The 14,275-nt window shown below is 64.0% G+C and carries 16 protein-coding genes; 11 read left to right on the plus strand and 5 right to left on the minus strand.

Annotation, left to right across the window (positions count from 1 at the left end; genetic code table 11):
- Positions 1–32 precede the first annotated feature (32 nt).
- The 6 genes from CV023_RS01590 to tpx all read left to right on the plus strand — a co-directional run bounded on the left by CV023_RS01590 (position 33) and on the right by tpx (position 5,899).
- Complete coding sequence (locus tag CV023_RS01590) at positions 33–851, plus strand: thioesterase family protein (protein WP_230743719.1); 819 nt, start codon at positions 33–35, stop codon at positions 849–851.
- Between the two features lie 176 nt (positions 852–1,027).
- A complete protein-coding gene (locus CV023_RS01595; RefSeq protein WP_230743720.1) occupies positions 1,028–1,420 on the plus strand; it encodes a VOC family protein in 393 nt (130 codons plus the stop codon).
- Positions 1,417–1,935 (plus strand): DinB family protein, encoded by a 519-nt coding sequence (locus CV023_RS01600; protein ID WP_230743721.1) that lies wholly within the window; start codon positions 1,417–1,419, stop codon positions 1,933–1,935. The genes CV023_RS01595 and CV023_RS01600 overlap by 4 nt, the downstream gene beginning before the upstream one ends.
- A 57-nt stretch (positions 1,936–1,992) precedes the next feature.
- On the plus strand, positions 1,993–3,012 hold the full coding sequence (locus CV023_RS01605; RefSeq protein ID WP_230743722.1) for a DUF368 domain-containing protein: 1,020 nt from the start codon (positions 1,993–1,995) through the stop codon (positions 3,010–3,012).
- A gap of 108 nt (positions 3,013–3,120) precedes the next feature.
- Positions 3,121–5,319, plus strand: a complete 2,199-nt coding sequence (locus CV023_RS01610; RefSeq protein WP_230743723.1) for a bifunctional metallophosphatase/5'-nucleotidase — start codon at positions 3,121–3,123, stop codon at positions 5,317–5,319.
- 79 nt (positions 5,320–5,398) lie between these two features.
- Positions 5,399–5,899: a thiol peroxidase gene (tpx, locus tag CV023_RS01615; RefSeq protein ID WP_230743724.1), complete on the plus strand. Its 501-nt coding sequence runs from the start codon at positions 5,399–5,401 to the stop codon at positions 5,897–5,899.
- A gap of 51 nt (positions 5,900–5,950) precedes the next feature.
- Here the strand turns inward: tpx and CV023_RS01620 are convergent, their stop codons facing one another.
- Entirely contained in the window at positions 5,951–6,667 is a 717-nt protein-coding gene (locus CV023_RS01620) for a PIG-L deacetylase family protein (RefSeq protein ID WP_230743725.1), read from the minus strand.
- A gap of 105 nt (positions 6,668–6,772) precedes the next feature.
- Here CV023_RS01620 and CV023_RS01625 point away from each other — a divergent pair, with 105 nt between their 5' ends.
- Positions 6,773–7,441: a hypothetical protein gene (locus CV023_RS01625; protein WP_230743726.1), complete on the plus strand. Its 669-nt coding sequence runs from the start codon at positions 6,773–6,775 to the stop codon at positions 7,439–7,441.
- A 15-nt stretch (positions 7,442–7,456) separates the two neighbouring features.
- Here CV023_RS01625 and CV023_RS01630 read toward each other — a convergent pair whose 3' ends face one another.
- Positions 7,457–8,713, minus strand: coding sequence for an NAD(P)-binding domain-containing protein (locus CV023_RS01630; RefSeq protein WP_230743727.1), 1,257 nt, complete (start codon positions 8,711–8,713; stop codon positions 7,457–7,459).
- A gap of 102 nt (positions 8,714–8,815) precedes the next feature.
- On the opposite strand from CV023_RS01630, the gene CV023_RS01635 reads away from it, so the two are divergent.
- Positions 8,816–10,330 (plus strand): DHA2 family efflux MFS transporter permease subunit, encoded by a 1,515-nt coding sequence (locus tag CV023_RS01635; RefSeq protein WP_442859907.1) that lies wholly within the window; start codon positions 8,816–8,818, stop codon positions 10,328–10,330.
- Positions 10,331–10,379: 49 nt separating this feature from the next.
- Here CV023_RS01635 and CV023_RS01640 read toward each other — a convergent pair whose 3' ends face one another.
- The 3 genes from CV023_RS01640 to CV023_RS01650 all read right to left on the minus strand — a co-directional run bounded on the left by CV023_RS01640 (position 10,380) and on the right by CV023_RS01650 (position 12,594).
- On the minus strand, positions 10,380–10,721 hold the full coding sequence (locus CV023_RS01640) for a hypothetical protein (protein WP_230744406.1): 342 nt from the start codon (positions 10,719–10,721) through the stop codon (positions 10,380–10,382).
- Positions 10,722–11,230: 509 nt separating this feature from the next.
- Entirely contained in the window at positions 11,231–11,818 is a 588-nt protein-coding gene (locus CV023_RS01645) for a hypothetical protein (RefSeq protein WP_230743728.1), read from the minus strand.
- Positions 11,819–12,006: 188 nt separating this feature from the next.
- Entirely contained in the window at positions 12,007–12,594 is a 588-nt protein-coding gene (locus tag CV023_RS01650; protein WP_230743729.1) for an HhH-GPD-type base excision DNA repair protein, read from the minus strand.
- A gap of 56 nt (positions 12,595–12,650) precedes the next feature.
- Between CV023_RS01650 and CV023_RS01655 the strand changes: the two genes are divergently transcribed.
- From CV023_RS01655 to CV023_RS01665, 3 genes are all read left to right on the plus strand, one after another.
- Entirely contained in the window at positions 12,651–13,034 is a 384-nt protein-coding gene (locus tag CV023_RS01655) for a YchJ family protein (RefSeq protein ID WP_230743730.1), read from the plus strand.
- A 179-nt stretch (positions 13,035–13,213) separates the two neighbouring features.
- Complete coding sequence (locus CV023_RS01660) at positions 13,214–13,702, plus strand: DUF2087 domain-containing protein (protein WP_230743731.1); 489 nt, start codon at positions 13,214–13,216, stop codon at positions 13,700–13,702.
- 58 nt (positions 13,703–13,760) lie between these two features.
- Positions 13,761–14,270, plus strand: a complete 510-nt coding sequence (locus CV023_RS01665; protein WP_135447217.1) for a phosphoribosyltransferase — start codon at positions 13,761–13,763, stop codon at positions 14,268–14,270.
- Positions 14,271–14,275 lie beyond the last annotated feature (5 nt).

Raw genomic sequence — 14,275 nt, forward strand, 5'->3', positions numbered from 1 at the left:
ACGATCGTTCAGTGCTTGGTAATGTGTCTCACATGAACTCATCGTCACAGAGCGAATTCGCTCGAGCCACCGCCGTCTCCCGCCGATCCGGGAACACCTACTCAGCAGAAATCGGCACCGGCTGGAGCGTTGCTGGAGCCGTCAACGGGGGATATCTCCTGGCTCTGGCAGGACGCACCCTGCGGGAGGCCAGCCCGAACACCCCTGATCCGCTTGTGGTCTCGATGTACTATCTCGGGCCCGGCGGAGAAGGTCCAGCGGACATCACCACACGCCCCATCCGCGAAGGCAGGTCCAGCGCCACCTTCGCGCTCGACCTCGCCCAAGCCGGCGCCCCGAAGATCACCGCACTGGCGACGATGGGCAACCTCGGCGGGCTTCCCGATGATGTGGCGACCACGGCCACGCCGCCTGACATGCCGTCTCCTGACTCATGCATCGATGTCGCCGAGGCGAGCGAGGAGTTCCTGGCGGTCGCGCCCCTGCTCGGACGATACGAGATGCGCCTGGACCCGGCCACCACCGGCTTCGCCGTGGGCAAGCCCAGCGGGCGCGGCCTGCTGCAGGGCTGGGTCCGCTTCGCCGATGGGACCGAACCCGACTCGCTGGCGCTTCTGGCGTTCCTCGACGCGTTCCCGCCGGTGATGTTCGACCTCGGGCGGTTCAACTGGGCGCCGACCATGGAACTGACTGCGCATGTTCGGGCGGTTCCGGCCCCCGGGTGGATCGGGGTGAAGGTCTCTACGCGCAATATCGCCGGCGGGATGTTCGAAGAGGACTGCGAGCTGTGGGACTCCGCAGGCCGGCTCGTCGCCCAGTCTCGACAGTTGGCCAGGCAGCCCCGTGACTGAGCTCGGACTCGTGCCCAACTTCGAAAACAGAGCATCGGCGGTCAGGTGAGACGTGCAATGACCCTCGGTGACGGGCGAAGACGGCCGATGGACACCGATGACGGCACCGGTGCCCGTGTCATCGGACCGGGCTAGAGTGGGAGGCACGAACCGGTCACCTGGAAAGGACCTGTGCCATGGCATCGCTGTCGTCATTGAGCATCACCTTCGACTGCAAAGACGTCGCCATCCAATCGCTGTTCTGGGCCGAACTGCTCGGCGCCGAGATCGATGAGGGAGCCAATGACCAGGTCGCAAGCATCGGCGGCGTCCACAACGGCGAATCGCCGACTCCGGGCATGCTCTTCCTCCGGGTCGATGACCGGGCGGAGAGCAAGAACCCGTTGCACATCGACCTCGACGATCCGAACTACCCCGCCGACGTCGACAAGGCGCTCTCACTGGGTGCCGAACGTTTGGCCTCCTTCGACGAATACGGCATCGAATGGACCACGCTGAAGGACCCAGAGGGCAATGTCTTCGACATTGGCCGCAAGAAGCAGATCGGAGAGAGCGAGCCTGCCGCATGAGTGATCCGCTGATCGAGCCCGCGGATGCTCCGAGCGAACGTCAGGGCCTCGAAGAATTCCTCGACTACTACCGGCAGGTGATGCGACGAAAGGTCTCCGGACTCGATTCGACTGCGCTCTCACACACGATCGCCTCCTCGACTCTCACCCTCGGCGGAATCATCAAACACCTCAGCCTCGTCGAAGAGTCATGGTTCGCCGAAGACATCCTCGGCCAGGAACTGGGCGAACCCTGGGCTGACATCGACTGGAAAGCCGATCCGGAGTGGGAATTCCGCACCGCTGCCGATGACTCTCCTGAATATCTGCTCGGCCTCTATGATCGCGCCTGTGAGCGTTCACGGGAGATACTGGCGGGTATCGACGACCTCGACACACTGGTCGCCCGCGAGAGCAGCTCGGGACACCGATTCAACGTCCGCTGGGTGCTCATCCATATGATCGAGGAATATGCCCGTCACGCCGGCCATGCCGACCTCATTCGTGAGGACATCGACGGTGTGACTGGGGACTGAACGGGTGTGAGCAATGACGCTGCACATCATCGAGGTCAAACCCCATAGGGTAGAGGCATGACGGCGAACTCCCCTTCAGAATCAGCTGCTGAGAATACTCATACCACGAGCCCGCCACGGTCGAAGGCGTGGATTCCCCTCGACCTGATCCGCGGCTTCCTCATCGGCAGTGCAGAACTCGTCCCGGGAGTCTCCGGCGGCACCATCGCCCTGGTGACCGGAGTCTACGATCAGCTCATCGACTCCGCCGCCCACGTCGTCAAGGCAGCCAGAATCCTGGTCACCGGCCCGAACCGTGTGCGGGGAGCCCTCTCCGAACTGCGCCGCACCGATTGGTTCCTCATCGTCCCGGTGCTGCTGGGTATGGTGACGGCGGTGTTCGGGATCGCCGGACTGATGGAATCCTTCGTCACCGCCAACCCCGAACTCGCCCGCGGTCTCTTCTTCGGCCTCGTCGCCGCCAGCATCGCTGTGCCCCTGCGGATGCTGCCGACCCGAACGTCCCGTCAACCGCTGCTGTTGGGTCTGCTCGCGTTCATCGCCGCAGCCGGGCTGGCCTTCTGGCTGACAGGATTGGCAGGAGGCTCCGATGTGGAGGATCCCTCCTATATCGCCGTCTTCTTCGTCGCCTCGATCGCAATCTGCGCGCTCGTCGTGCCCGGCGTTTCGGGATCGTTCTTCCTCCTCGCCGTCGGCCTGTACTCGACGACACTGAGAGCCGTGGATGAACGCGACCTCGGATACCTCGGCGTCTTCATGCTCGGGGCGATTCTCGGACTCGCGCTCTTCGTCAACATCCTGCGCTACCTCCTCCACAACCACCGGTGGTGGACCCTCGTCGTCATGGCCGGACTCATGCTCGGGTCCCTGAGGGCACTCTGGCCCTGGCAGTCCGCTGCCGAGACTGGTGCGGACGGAGAGCCCCATGGTGCCGGCGGACTGCTTGCTCCCTACGACCCGACCGGCGGTCCGATTCTCCTTGCCGTGATCGGTGCGGCACTCGTTGTCGCGCTCATCATCATCGAAGCGAAGTTCTCGACCGCCAAAACGGAGGCCCATCTCGACAAGGAGAGCTGACAACAGTGTTTGTTAAGTTTTCTCCCACGATTCGCTCAGACTTCAGGGTATTCAGGCTAGAGTAAGAGACCTGAATCACAGTCATCTCGTCTGAACTCCTGGAGACTCATGCGTCTGCGCACCCTTGCCTCGTCCACTCTGGCACTGACCCTCATCGTCACTGGTCCCGCCGCTGCCTCGGCAGCCGTACTCGGGGACGGAGCATCCACCGGCGATGCGCAAGCCGCCGCCTCCGGTGAGCTCACACTGCTGGCAACCACCGATGTCCACGGCCACGTGCTGAACTGGGACTACTTCGCCAACAAACCGTTCCCTGACGGCGAGGAACTGGGCATGTCACGGGCCTCCACCCTGATCAAGGGAGTCCGCGAGGAGAAGGGGTCCGACTCGGTGCTCCTGGTCGACAACGGAGACACGATTCAGGGCAACCCGCTCGCTTACTACTATGCGAAACAGGAACGCATCACCGACACCGGTGAGACCCACCCTCTGGCGAAGACGTTCAACCATCTCGACTACGACGCGCAAGTCGTCGGGAACCATGAGTTCAACTACGGGCTCGACCTCCTCGCGAAGTACAAGGAGCAGGTCGACTTCCCTGTCCTCGGCGGCAACGTCATCGACGACGATGACAACGATCCGCACCTCGACCCCTACACCATGGTCAAGAAGCAGGTCGACGGCCAGGAGATCACCGTCGGCGTCCTCGGCGTGACGACACCCGGCAGCCGGATCTGGGACAAGAACAACCTCTCGGGCAAAGTCCACTTCGACGACCCCGTCGAGACCGCACAGAAGTACGTCCCCGAGATGAAGAAGGCCGGAGCCGATGTCGTCGTCGTTCTCTCGCACTCCGGTAAGGACCCGAAGGGCCAGACCTGGGATCCGGAGAAGCTCCAAGAGAACGTGAGCACCTCGGTGGCCAAGGTTCCCGGAGTCGACGTCCTCGTCGCCGGGCACACCCACCAGAACGAACCGAGCGAGGTCGTCACCCGCGAGGACGGATCCAAGGTGCTCATCACCCAGCCCAACTACTGGGCTCGCTCGGTCTCCGAGGTCGACCTGCCGATCAATCTGGACACCGGCCAGGTCGACTGGGGCACCGCAGAACCCGGAGCCACTCCGTTGGCGACCCAGGGCGATGTTGCCGAAGATCCTGAGATCAAGGACCTCGTCGCCGCCCAGCACGAGAAGACCATCGACTATGTGAACACGAAGATCGGCTCGGTCACGGAGACCCTGTCGGCGAAGACGTCCTACTACGAGGACACCGCGATCCTCGACTTCATCTCCAATGTGCAGACCGAAACGGTGGAGTCCGCTCTCGCCGGGACCGAATACGAGGACCTGCCGGTGATCTCACAGGCCTCACCATTCAGCCGCACCGCCGAATTCCCGGCCGGAGACATCACCATCCGCGACGTCGCCGGACTCTACGTCTTCGACAACACCCTCGGGGGAGTCGAGATCAACGGAGCGCAGCTGCGCGACTACCTCGAGTACTCGGCCCGGTACTTCAACCAGACCGAGGAGGGCGCAGAGTTCGACCCCGAGACCGGGACGAACGCGGTCGACGAGGCCAGCGGTGCCCCGATTCCCGACTACAACTATGACGCCCTGGCCGGCGTCGACTACGACATCAACGTGTCGAAGCCGGTGGGTGAGCGGATCGAGAATCTCACCGACGCCGAGGGCAAGGACATCGGCGACGATGACAGATTCGTCCTCGCGATCAACAACTACCGTCAGTCCGGCGGTGGCGACTATCCCGTCGGTGACCTCAAAGAGGTCTACAACGAACAGGTCGAGGTGCGGCAGGCCCTCATCGATTGGGTGGAGGATCGGGAAGTCGTCGATCCGAAGGACTTCTCCGACGAGAACTGGCGGGTCGTGACCAGCAGCCAGGATCCCGGTGATGATGATGCCGGAGACGACGCGGATGCTGGAGACGATGCCGACGGCGGCGACTCCGCGGCCGGCAGTGATACCGCCGACGGCAGCGACAGCGCAGACGATGGAAACGGCGCCGAGGCGGACGCGGACGGTGCGCAGGCCGGCGCAGACGCCGACGGCACGGACGACGCGGAGGGCGGGACCGCCTCGGCGTCGGGATCCGAGGATGCAGGAGCCGGATCGGACTCCGGCACTGACGGCTCCAGCACCGGCGATGACGGTTCCGGCGATTCCGACGGTGGGGGAGACCTGCCGCGCACCGGTGCCGAGATCGCGACCGCGATCGGACTGGCCGTCGGCGCCATCGCCATCGGTGCGGCACTGCTCATCTTCGCCCGTCGTCGCCGCATCTGAACAGCAGATTCCGCTCACCGCCCACTCACGTAGAGTGGGCGGTGACAGCAGTCAGAACTGATGAAGGAGAAAGCGAAGAATGGCGAACACAGCATTTCAGGGAACTCCGGTCAAGACCGTCGGCGAGCTTCCGGGCACGGGTGAGCAGGCTCCTGCCTTCAGCCTCGTCGGCACCGACCTCGGAGAGGTCAACTCCCAGGACACAGCGGGCAAGCGCGTCGTGCTCAACATCTTCCCCAGCGTCGACACCGGTGTGTGCGCCGCCTCGGTGCGCAAGTTCAACGAACTCGCCGCAAGCCTGGACAACACCACCGTCCTCTGCGTCTCCAACGATCTGCCGTTCGCCCAGGGACGGTTCTGCGGTGCCGAAGGCATCGAGAACGTCACCGCAGCCTCCGGATTCCGCAGCGCCTTCGGCAAGGAATTCGGCGTGACCATGGTCGACGGACCCCTGGCCGGTCTGCTGGCCCGCTCGGTCGTCGTCCTCGATGAGAAGGGCACCGTGGTCTACACGCAGCTCGTCGATGAGATCGGCACCGAACCCGACTACGACTCCGCGGTCGCGGCGCTCGGCGCCTGATCCTGGCGTAAAACTGCTGATGGCGGCCGGTATCCGGCCGCCATCAGCGTCTCACATCTCGAAGACCTGCACGGGCAGCGCGCACTCCACGCCTGCCCGTGTTCCGGCTTCCGAGGCGATCCCCGGGATCATCTCGTTCGGAGCAGGGTGGTCGCTCAGCGCTTCGAGATAGACCCGGTGTGCTTCGAGTGAGTGCACCGCCCGATCGACATGCTCCCGCTCGAGTTCGACGGCGTGCGTGGCCTCGGCACCGTTGACCAGGAGCTTCTCGGCCTTCCAGGGGTCGAGGCCCTCGTCGCTGAGTTCGGGGAAGTGCCACGGATTGTCCGCGTCGCGGATCGCATCGACCGTGGCGATCCCTGCCGCCCTGTGGTCGACATGGTTGAGTCCCCACGGGGTCTTGAGGTCCCAATTGGTGACCATCACCGCGTCGGGGCGGAACTGGCGGATCTTCTTCGCTATCGCCCGCCGCAGCTGCAGGTCGGGTTCGAGGAGTCCATCGGGGAAGTCGAGGATCTCGAGGTCGTCGACCCCGACGATGGTGCAGGCTTCGCGCTGTTCGCCTTCGCGCAGGGCGGCCACCTCGTCGGGATGCATATCGCGGATGCCGGCCTCGCCGCGGGTCAGCAGCAGGTAGGCGACCTCTTTGCCCTGAGCGGTCCACTTCGCCACCGCCGCTGAGGCGCCGTATTCCATGTCATCGGGATGGGCGACGATGCACAGGAGGCGGGTGACGTCGTTGTCATCGAAGAGCGGGAGTTCAGTCATAGTCCCCAGGCTATTCGCCGGGACGCGAATCGGCCAGAGTTCTCCGCGTTCGGGCTTTGCTGGGTACGATGAAGCAGTCAGATCGGCACACTGAAGGTGGGATGAATGCGACGGAGACCTCTGCTCATCGGTGCCCTTGCCTGCAGTCTGCTCGTCTCCGGGTGTTCGGCGCTGAAGATCAGCACAGCAGACGGCGATTCCGGACCGGGGAGGATCGGGATCAGCAGCGGTGAGCAGGATCCTCAGCCCGAGGAGTCGTCGTCCGCAGCGCTGCCCGAGGGGATGGAGGCGGTCACCGCCGACCTCGGCTCCGAATGCCCGATCGAGATGTCGCTGGCAATGGACTCCAGTTGGAGCGACGGAGCCGGATTCGACGGCTATCAGCTCTTCTCCAAGGACTCTGGTGCTATCATCACCCTCAACTGCAACGAGGACAGCGATGAGTCTCCGCAGGCGGTCATCGATTCGGCGAAGCGACAGATGTTCAGCGAGTCAGGATCGACGAACCTCGGCGAGAAGTTCGGTTCGCTGCCCGGAGGCCAGTACTGGACCTTCCACGGCGATCTCGCGGCTGCGGACCTGCGGGCCGTCGATGGTGAGGAGTCCGTGATGTACGGGGTGGTGGCTGGGGTCTCGAAGGACGGCCGGCTCTACAAGGTCACCGTCGACATGCTCGCCCAAGCCAGCGACACCGAAACCGACCAGGCGTTCGCGCAGATGCTGCCCACGGTGAGAATCGATGCCCAGGAACTCGAAGCTCCCGATCTGCGCTGATCGACGCTGATCGGCTCAGTTGGTATCTGCTGGTTCCGACGCTGAGGTGGTCCGACTCCGGCGGCGGGAGCGCCCCAATCCGCCGGGGATGCGTTTGAGCAGTTCCCGGGCCGCGATGCGACCGGCCCGCGTAGCTCCCACGGTCGAACTGGCCGAGCCGTAGCCGACGAGGAAGAGGCGGGAATCGTCCTTGACCGCGACCTCGGAATCCATGGAGATCCCGCCATCGGGAGTGCGCAGGTGCAGAGGCGCCAGATGGTTGAGAGCAGCCCGGAAGCCCGTATTCCAGAAGATGACGTCGACCTCTTCGACGCGTTCCTCCGTAAACGGTGCCCACGATTCCGGGACCGCGAGACTGTCGCTGGCTGAAGGACCGAGACCCTCCGAGCTGACCGCTTGCGTGCCCGACCAGCCGGGGAAGCGGACTCCGTGGGGGAGGATCCGATCGAACATGCCACGGGAGACGAGGACTCCGGAATCGATGCCCCGGCGGAACTCTTCCCTGATGGGCAGGCCGGTGGTGCGGACGACGCTGGCCGGGGCCAGGCCCGCCAGCGTCCGGGAGCGGACCGCACGCTCGACTTCGAGGCCCCAGTTGCCGTCGAATTCCCTCGACGTGAAGTTCGGGGGTCTGCGCGTGGCCCACAGCGTCTCGGTCACCTCGGCGAGTTCGAGCAGGAACTGGGTCGCGGAGATTCCGCCGCCGACGACGAGCGTACGCAGACCGCGGAAGTCCTCGACATCGCGGAAGTTCGCGGTATGGAGCTGATGTCCTTCGAACTCGGCGATGCCGGGGACGAATGGAACGTACGGGTGTGTCCAGGTGCCGGTGGCATTGATGAGGTAGTCGCTGGAGAGATGGACACGTTCACCGTCGATATCGACGGTAATGCGGAGCCGACCGGAAGCGCGCTCCTCGGAAGTCACGGTGACCACCTCGGCGGGGCGGACGACGCAGAGTTCGAGTTCCCGTTCGAACCGCTGGTAATAGTCGGAGACCACCGTCGAGGCGGGGACGGAGGGGTCGGGTCTGCCCAGGGGGAATCCCGGCAGATCGGCGACATGGTTCGTCGATCCCAGGGTCAGCGAGTCCCAGCGTTCCCGCCAGGCCCCACCGGGTCCGTCTCCAGCGTCGAGGACGATGAAGTCCTTGCCGGGTTTGAGACCATCGCGCCAGAGATAATGCGCCGCCGAAAGTCCGGCCTGACCCGCACCGATGATGACGATCGGCCAGTGAGAGTCGATGAGGAGCTCGTTGATTCGGCAGACCATGCTGTCATTGTTCCAGGTTCTGTCCGCCGCCGTCGCCGAGTGATCGGTCACATGGCGGGAAACGCGGTTGACCGGGGTGGTGATCGGGACAATGATGAGTCGGTGACTTCTCAACCGGCTGCTCCGGCAAATCCCTGGCGGGCCCTGTGGGCCCTGTGCATCGGCTTCTTCATGATCCTCGTCGATTCGACGATCGTCTCCGTGGCGATCCGCGACATCATGAGCGATCTCAACGCCGATATCAACGCCGTCATCTGGGTGACCTCAGCGTATCTGCTCGCCTACGTCGTGCCCCTGCTCATCACCGGCAGGCTGGGAGATAAGTACGGGCCCAAACGCGTCTACATGGTCGGTCTCGTCGTGTTCACCGTCAGTTCCCTGTGGTGCGGTCTGACCGACAGCGTGGAGATGCTCATCGTCGCACGCGTGGTTCAGGGACTCGGCGCCGCGGCGATGACACCGCAGACCATGGCCGTGATCACCCGCATCTTCCCGCCGGATCGTCGCGGTGCGGCGATGGGCATGTGGGGTGCCGTCGCCGGCATCGCCACCTTGGTCGGTCCGATCCTCGGCGGCCTCCTCGTCGATGGTTTCGGCTGGGAGTGGATCTTCTTCATCAACGTTCCCGTCGGGCTCATCGCCCTGGTCATGGCCTGGCGGCTCGTGCCCCGACTGGAAACGCATCCGCACAGCTTCGATTGGCTCGGCGTCGTGCTCTCGGCGTGCGGTCTGTTCCTCCTCGTCTACGGCATTCAGCAGGCGCATGGGGTCGAATGGGGTGCCCTGATCGGGCCGATCACCGTGCCCTTCGTCATCGGCGGCGGCATCGTCTTCCTCATCGCCTTCGTGCTGTGGCAGAGATTCACCCGCGCCGAGGTGCTGGTGCCCCTGTCCCTGTTCAAAGACCGCAATTTCTCGTTGGCGGCCATCGCCATGACGACGGTCGGGTTCGGGGTGACGTCGATGGCCTTTCCGATCATGCTCTGGGCTCAGACCGTGCTCGGATACACGCCGACCCAATCGGCGCTGCTGTTGGCGCCGATGGCGATCCTCTCCGGAGCCCTCGCTCCGTTCGTGGGCAGGCTCGTCGACCACGGCAGTCCCCGAGTGCTCGCCGGCATCGGTCTGGGTTCGTTCTCGGCGGCATTGTTCTGGCTGGGCGCGATCCTCGACTCGGGCACTTCCCTATGGGCGGTGATTCCGCCGGTGCTGCTGCTCGGCGTGGCGAACGGCTTCATGTGGGCACCGATCAGTTCGACGGCGACGCGGAATCTGCCCCTGCATTACGCGGGAGCCGGGTCCGGTGTGTACAACACCGTGCGTCAGGTCGGGGCCGTGCTCGGCAGTGCTGCCATCGCGGTGGCGATGGAATCCCGGTTGGAGGCGAACATCGGTTCGTCGAGCGGGATGGCCGGTGGCGCCGGCGCCGGCGCCGAGGCGGGTGCTGAGTCTGGTGCGGGTGCCGCGGGCGGCATGTCCGGTGGTCTGCCGGACTCGATCGCATCAGGGTTCGCTCACGCCATGGGGCAGTCGCTGTGGGTGCCGGCGGCACTCGTTCTCATCGGCTTCGTCGCTGTGCTGTTCTTCGAGCGGCCGAAGGCACGCGTGCGCGACTGACATCTGCCGGGGGAGCCGTGTTTCGCTCTTGTCTTCAGACTGTTGTGGTCTATGTGCAGTCGGGGCCGCTTGGATTCGCATAGCAGTCCTCATCGACGAGGTAGCGATGGAATCGGTAGACGTCGATGTCGATCTCGTTGCTGGCGACGTGCGCAAAGCCGTCGATGGGCAGCCAGGGGCCACCGTCGACGGAGAACTCTCCGGTGAACGTGGCCGTCATGACGACGGTCTTTGTGCCGGTCTTCTGATATTCGTGTCCGATCTGAGGGTCTTCGCCGGGGAGTGGTTTCGATCCCTTGTCCGAGGTGGACCCGCCCGTGTCGTCGCCGAAGTCCCAGTTGAACTTCTCGGGAGTGACCTTGACCTGCACCGCGTAGGTCAGGAGGGTCATGTCGATATAGGCGACGTCGGAGTCGGTCCAGAAGGCGGCCGGTTTGCCGATGACGGCCCAGTCCTTGGGCCAGGCGTGGATAGTTGGTGCGGGGATGTCGAAGGTCTGGAACTGCGACTCCGGGATGCGGGTCGGCGGCTCCGGTCGAGCGGGAGCACCGCCACCACCGCCGCCCCCGCCTCCGCCGGGACCGGGGAGGCTCGAACAGATGTAGCCCGTCTCTTCAAGCGGGCAGTCGGGTAACTCGCCACTGCCGCCGCCGCCACCGCCGGAACCACCGCCGCCGGAGCCGCCACCACCTGAACCTCCTCCGCCGCCGGAGCCGCCTCCTCCGGAGCCTCCTCCGCCTGGGCCGGGGCCTGGAGGTTTGGGCGGCTTTACAACGTCGCATTTGCTGGTGTCGCCTATGCTGCACCCAGGGCCTGCGTAAGCTGGCGAGATCGACAGGGCAAGCAAAAGAGCGGCAACGGCAGACCCAGCCGACAGAATCTTTAGCGGTGAGAAGCCAGCTAGCACTTCCGCTCCCAAAGGTCTTGCTGGTCTACCTTCCAGGTTTCGTCTTCGAGGAGTATCTGGTGCTCCATAGTTACTTTGCCGTCGGGATTGCTGGTCGGGGAATTTCCCGCGGGAGTCATCGACCAATTAGACGTGTCGACGCAAAAATGAAGAATGACACTGGAAGATTCTTTAGAGTTTCCGGGAGCCGAGACGTCGAAAACATCAACAGAAATCGGCTCGATGTGACCTTCAAAATCAGTCGCTCCGGACCTAACGGATTCCGCTTCTTCTTGGATGGAAACGAGCGCATCGCCCCTGGCGAATTCAGGGAACTTTGCGATTTGGTCGAAGTCGCCAGAATAGGCGCTATCAATAGAACTGACGAACCCCTCGAACGCCACCAGCGCCCCTTCGACCGCCTCCTTCTCCTCATCGTTGAGGTCGAGTTCGGTGTCGTATTCCGGGATGGACGGCTTGTCAGTTTCGCTGGACGAATCGTCAGCAGGATCCTGGGCCGGCAATGTGGAAGTCGGAGCCGCGACGGGGGAGTGATCCTCGCATGCAGTCAGTGCCAGCGGCAGCGTGACCGCAAGTGCCATGGCAACGCAGGCTGATGCACGGTGTCGAACTCGTCGCTTGGCTCCAGTCTTCATTCCACGCCTCTGTGGTCAACAACTGCGGCGCCGACACAGCCCTGACGCCCGGAGTCCCTACATTATTCGAGAACGCGCACTTTGAGAACAGATGAAGTCAAATCTGTGGATAACTGACGTGCAAGTGGAAAAACCTACTGCTGTGCGGCCTTCGCCGCCTTCGCTGCGGCCTTCTGCTCCTTCTTAAACGCCCGGACTTCCAGCAATGTGCCCTCGTCGACGACATCGGCGATCGAGCGGCGACTGCCATCGGCGCCGTAATCACCGGCCGCCTCCCGCCACCCCTCGGCACTGAGGCCGAACTGCTTGCCCAACAGGGCCAGGAAGATCTTCGCCTTCTGCTCGCCGAACCCAGGCAGCTTCTTCAGTCGTTTGAGCACCTCGGGGCCGGTCGGGTCACCCGTCGTCCAGATCGCCGCAGTATCGCCGTCATAGTCGTCGACGATCGCCTCGGCGAGCTTCTGCACCCGTGCGGCCATCGACTTGGGAAAGCGATGCACGGCGGGCTTGATCGAGAACTGCTCGAGGAAATCGTCGGGATTCATCTCAGCGATCTCCTCGACATCGAGCTTGCCCAACCTCTCTGCCAACTTCGCCGGGCCGGCGAACGCGACCTCCATCGGCACCTGCTGATCGAGGAGCATGCCCATCAGCAGTGCGAACGGATCATCGGCGAGGATGGCATCGGACTGAGGATCACCGGAGAGGAATACTGAGCTCATACCCCCATAATCGCATGCAATCGGACAGCGAGCACCCCCGGAGATATCATCGGCCCATGATCTGTCCCTGCTCCGGCCGCCCGCCGGGAACCACCTACGACCTCTGCTGCCGCCCGGCCCTCGACGGCGAAATCTGGCCGACCACCGCCGAGGCGCTCATGCGATCCCGCTACACCGCGTTCGCTCTCGGCAACGACGACCACCTGTTCCGCACCTGGCACGCCCGGACTCGCCCCTCGGATGTCGGCGTCGATGACGACACCACGTGGCAGGGTCTGACGATCCTCGACACCACGGACGGAGGCGAGAACGACACCACGGGGACGGTGCACTTCCGCGCCGTCTACAGGGACCACCTCGGCGACCATGTGCTCGAGGAGAACTCCATGTTCGTTCGACGCGCCGGTCGGTGGATGTACCTCGAGCCCTTGGAGTCCTGAGCACTAACTGCCTACAATTGCCCCAGCGGCGCATCCAACGCCCAGCCCAGATCGTGGCCCCAGCACACGATCGCATGGCGAAGGGGAGGAGATCCTCGGACGAAACCGGCACGGTGCTTTCCTGACCCCTGACCAGGTTTCGTGCTGGGGAGGAGCTTGGTCGTCGAAGGAAGACCACCATGACCAAGAACAAGGACTTCAAAACCCTCGTGCGTGCGCGGATGTCCGCGACCGGGGAGAACTACACCTCAGCCCGATCGGCGCTGATCACCCAGGATCTGCTCGAAGCCACGGCACATCAGTGTGCCGCGCACCCCGAAGATCCCGAACTCGACACCGCGCTCGAGGCCTTCAGACGCAAGACCCGATCTTCCTTCATGCCGGGGACGACCCTGCTCGCGATTCCGACGAAGCGACGGGCCCTCGTCGTCATCCTTCTCGACCTCCTGACGACCTTCGACCCGGATCGGGTCTACACGGAACCTGAGGTCAACGACCACCTGCGACGATTCCACCCCGACTGCGCACGACTGCGCCGCGAACTCGTCGACTACGGCTACCTCGCACGCGATCCCCACACCGGTCGCTACTGGATGAACACGGCTCTTCCCGATCGGCGCGGCAACCAGGCACAAGAGGCGAAGGACCTCGAATCGTTTCTGCGGTGAGTCGGCGAACACGTATCCTGGACTCTCGGCCACCACCGGCAATCAACTAGGAGTCTTCATGGGCCAGGCATATCACGCCGATTCGAGCGATCTCAACGACAAAGAGATCCTCACCTGGGACACATTCGGCACCTCGGCCAGAGACTTGGCGCAGACGATCGCGGACTCCGACTACGATCCGGAGATCGTCATCGCCGTGGCCCGTGGGGGACTGCTTCCCGCCGGTGCCCTGGCCTATGCGCTGGGCCTCAAGCTCTCCGACGCGATCAACGTCGAGTTCTACACCGACGTGCATGAGACCCTGCCCGACCCGATCCTGCTGGCCCCGATGCTCGACATCGACGCGATCAAGGGCAAGAAGCTGCTCGTCGTCGATGACGTCGCCGACTCCGGACGGACCCTGGCCCTCGTGCTCGAGCTGCTGCGCAAGCACGGCGCCGAGGCCCAGTCGGCCGTCATCTACGCGAAGTCGGCGTCGATCATCGACCCCGACTTCGTGTGGAAGCGCACCGATCAGTGGATCGTCTTCCCCTGGTCGGCCGAACCCCCGGTCCAGCCCAGCAAGTAGGCACA

It is taken from the genome of Brevibacterium sp. CCUG 69071 (genome assembly GCF_021023135.1).
Taxonomy (GTDB): Bacteria; Actinomycetota; Actinomycetes; order Actinomycetales; family Brevibacteriaceae; genus Brevibacterium.

What these genes read in the sequence shown, in the direction of transcription:
- CV023_RS01590 (WP_230743719.1), top strand. Translation starts at nt 33, where the DNA reads ATGAACTCATCGTCACAGAGCGAATTCGCTCGAGCCACCGCCGTCTCC.
- CV023_RS01605 (WP_230743722.1), top strand. Translation starts at nt 1,993, where the DNA reads ATGACGGCGAACTCCCCTTCAGAATCAGCTGCTGAGAATACTCATACC.
- CV023_RS01640 (WP_230744406.1), bottom strand. Translation starts at nt 10,721, where the DNA reads ATGACCCTCCTGACCTACGCGGTGCAGGTCAAGGTCACTCCCGAGAAG.
- CV023_RS01645 (WP_230743728.1), bottom strand. Translation starts at nt 11,818, where the DNA reads ATGGCACTTGCGGTCACGCTGCCGCTGGCACTGACTGCATGCGAGGAT.
- CV023_RS01665 (WP_135447217.1), top strand. Translation starts at nt 13,761, where the DNA reads ATGGGCCAGGCATATCACGCCGATTCGAGCGATCTCAACGACAAAGAG.
- CV023_RS01650 (WP_230743729.1), bottom strand. Translation starts at nt 12,594, where the DNA reads ATGAGCTCAGTATTCCTCTCCGGTGATCCTCAGTCCGATGCCATCCTC.
- CV023_RS01610 (WP_230743723.1), top strand. Translation starts at nt 3,121, where the DNA reads ATGCGTCTGCGCACCCTTGCCTCGTCCACTCTGGCACTGACCCTCATC.
- CV023_RS01600 (WP_230743721.1), top strand. Translation starts at nt 1,417, where the DNA reads ATGAGTGATCCGCTGATCGAGCCCGCGGATGCTCCGAGCGAACGTCAG.
- CV023_RS01655 (WP_230743730.1), top strand. Translation starts at nt 12,651, where the DNA reads ATGATCTGTCCCTGCTCCGGCCGCCCGCCGGGAACCACCTACGACCTC.
- CV023_RS01630 (WP_230743727.1), bottom strand. Translation starts at nt 8,713, where the DNA reads ATGGTCTGCCGAATCAACGAGCTCCTCATCGACTCTCACTGGCCGATC.
- CV023_RS01660 (WP_230743731.1), top strand. Translation starts at nt 13,214, where the DNA reads ATGACCAAGAACAAGGACTTCAAAACCCTCGTGCGTGCGCGGATGTCC.
- CV023_RS01625 (WP_230743726.1), top strand. Translation starts at nt 6,773, where the DNA reads ATGCGACGGAGACCTCTGCTCATCGGTGCCCTTGCCTGCAGTCTGCTC.
- CV023_RS01620 (WP_230743725.1), bottom strand. Translation starts at nt 6,667, where the DNA reads ATGACTGAACTCCCGCTCTTCGATGACAACGACGTCACCCGCCTCCTG.
- CV023_RS01595 (WP_230743720.1), top strand. Translation starts at nt 1,028, where the DNA reads ATGGCATCGCTGTCGTCATTGAGCATCACCTTCGACTGCAAAGACGTC.
- tpx (WP_230743724.1), top strand. Translation starts at nt 5,399, where the DNA reads ATGGCGAACACAGCATTTCAGGGAACTCCGGTCAAGACCGTCGGCGAG.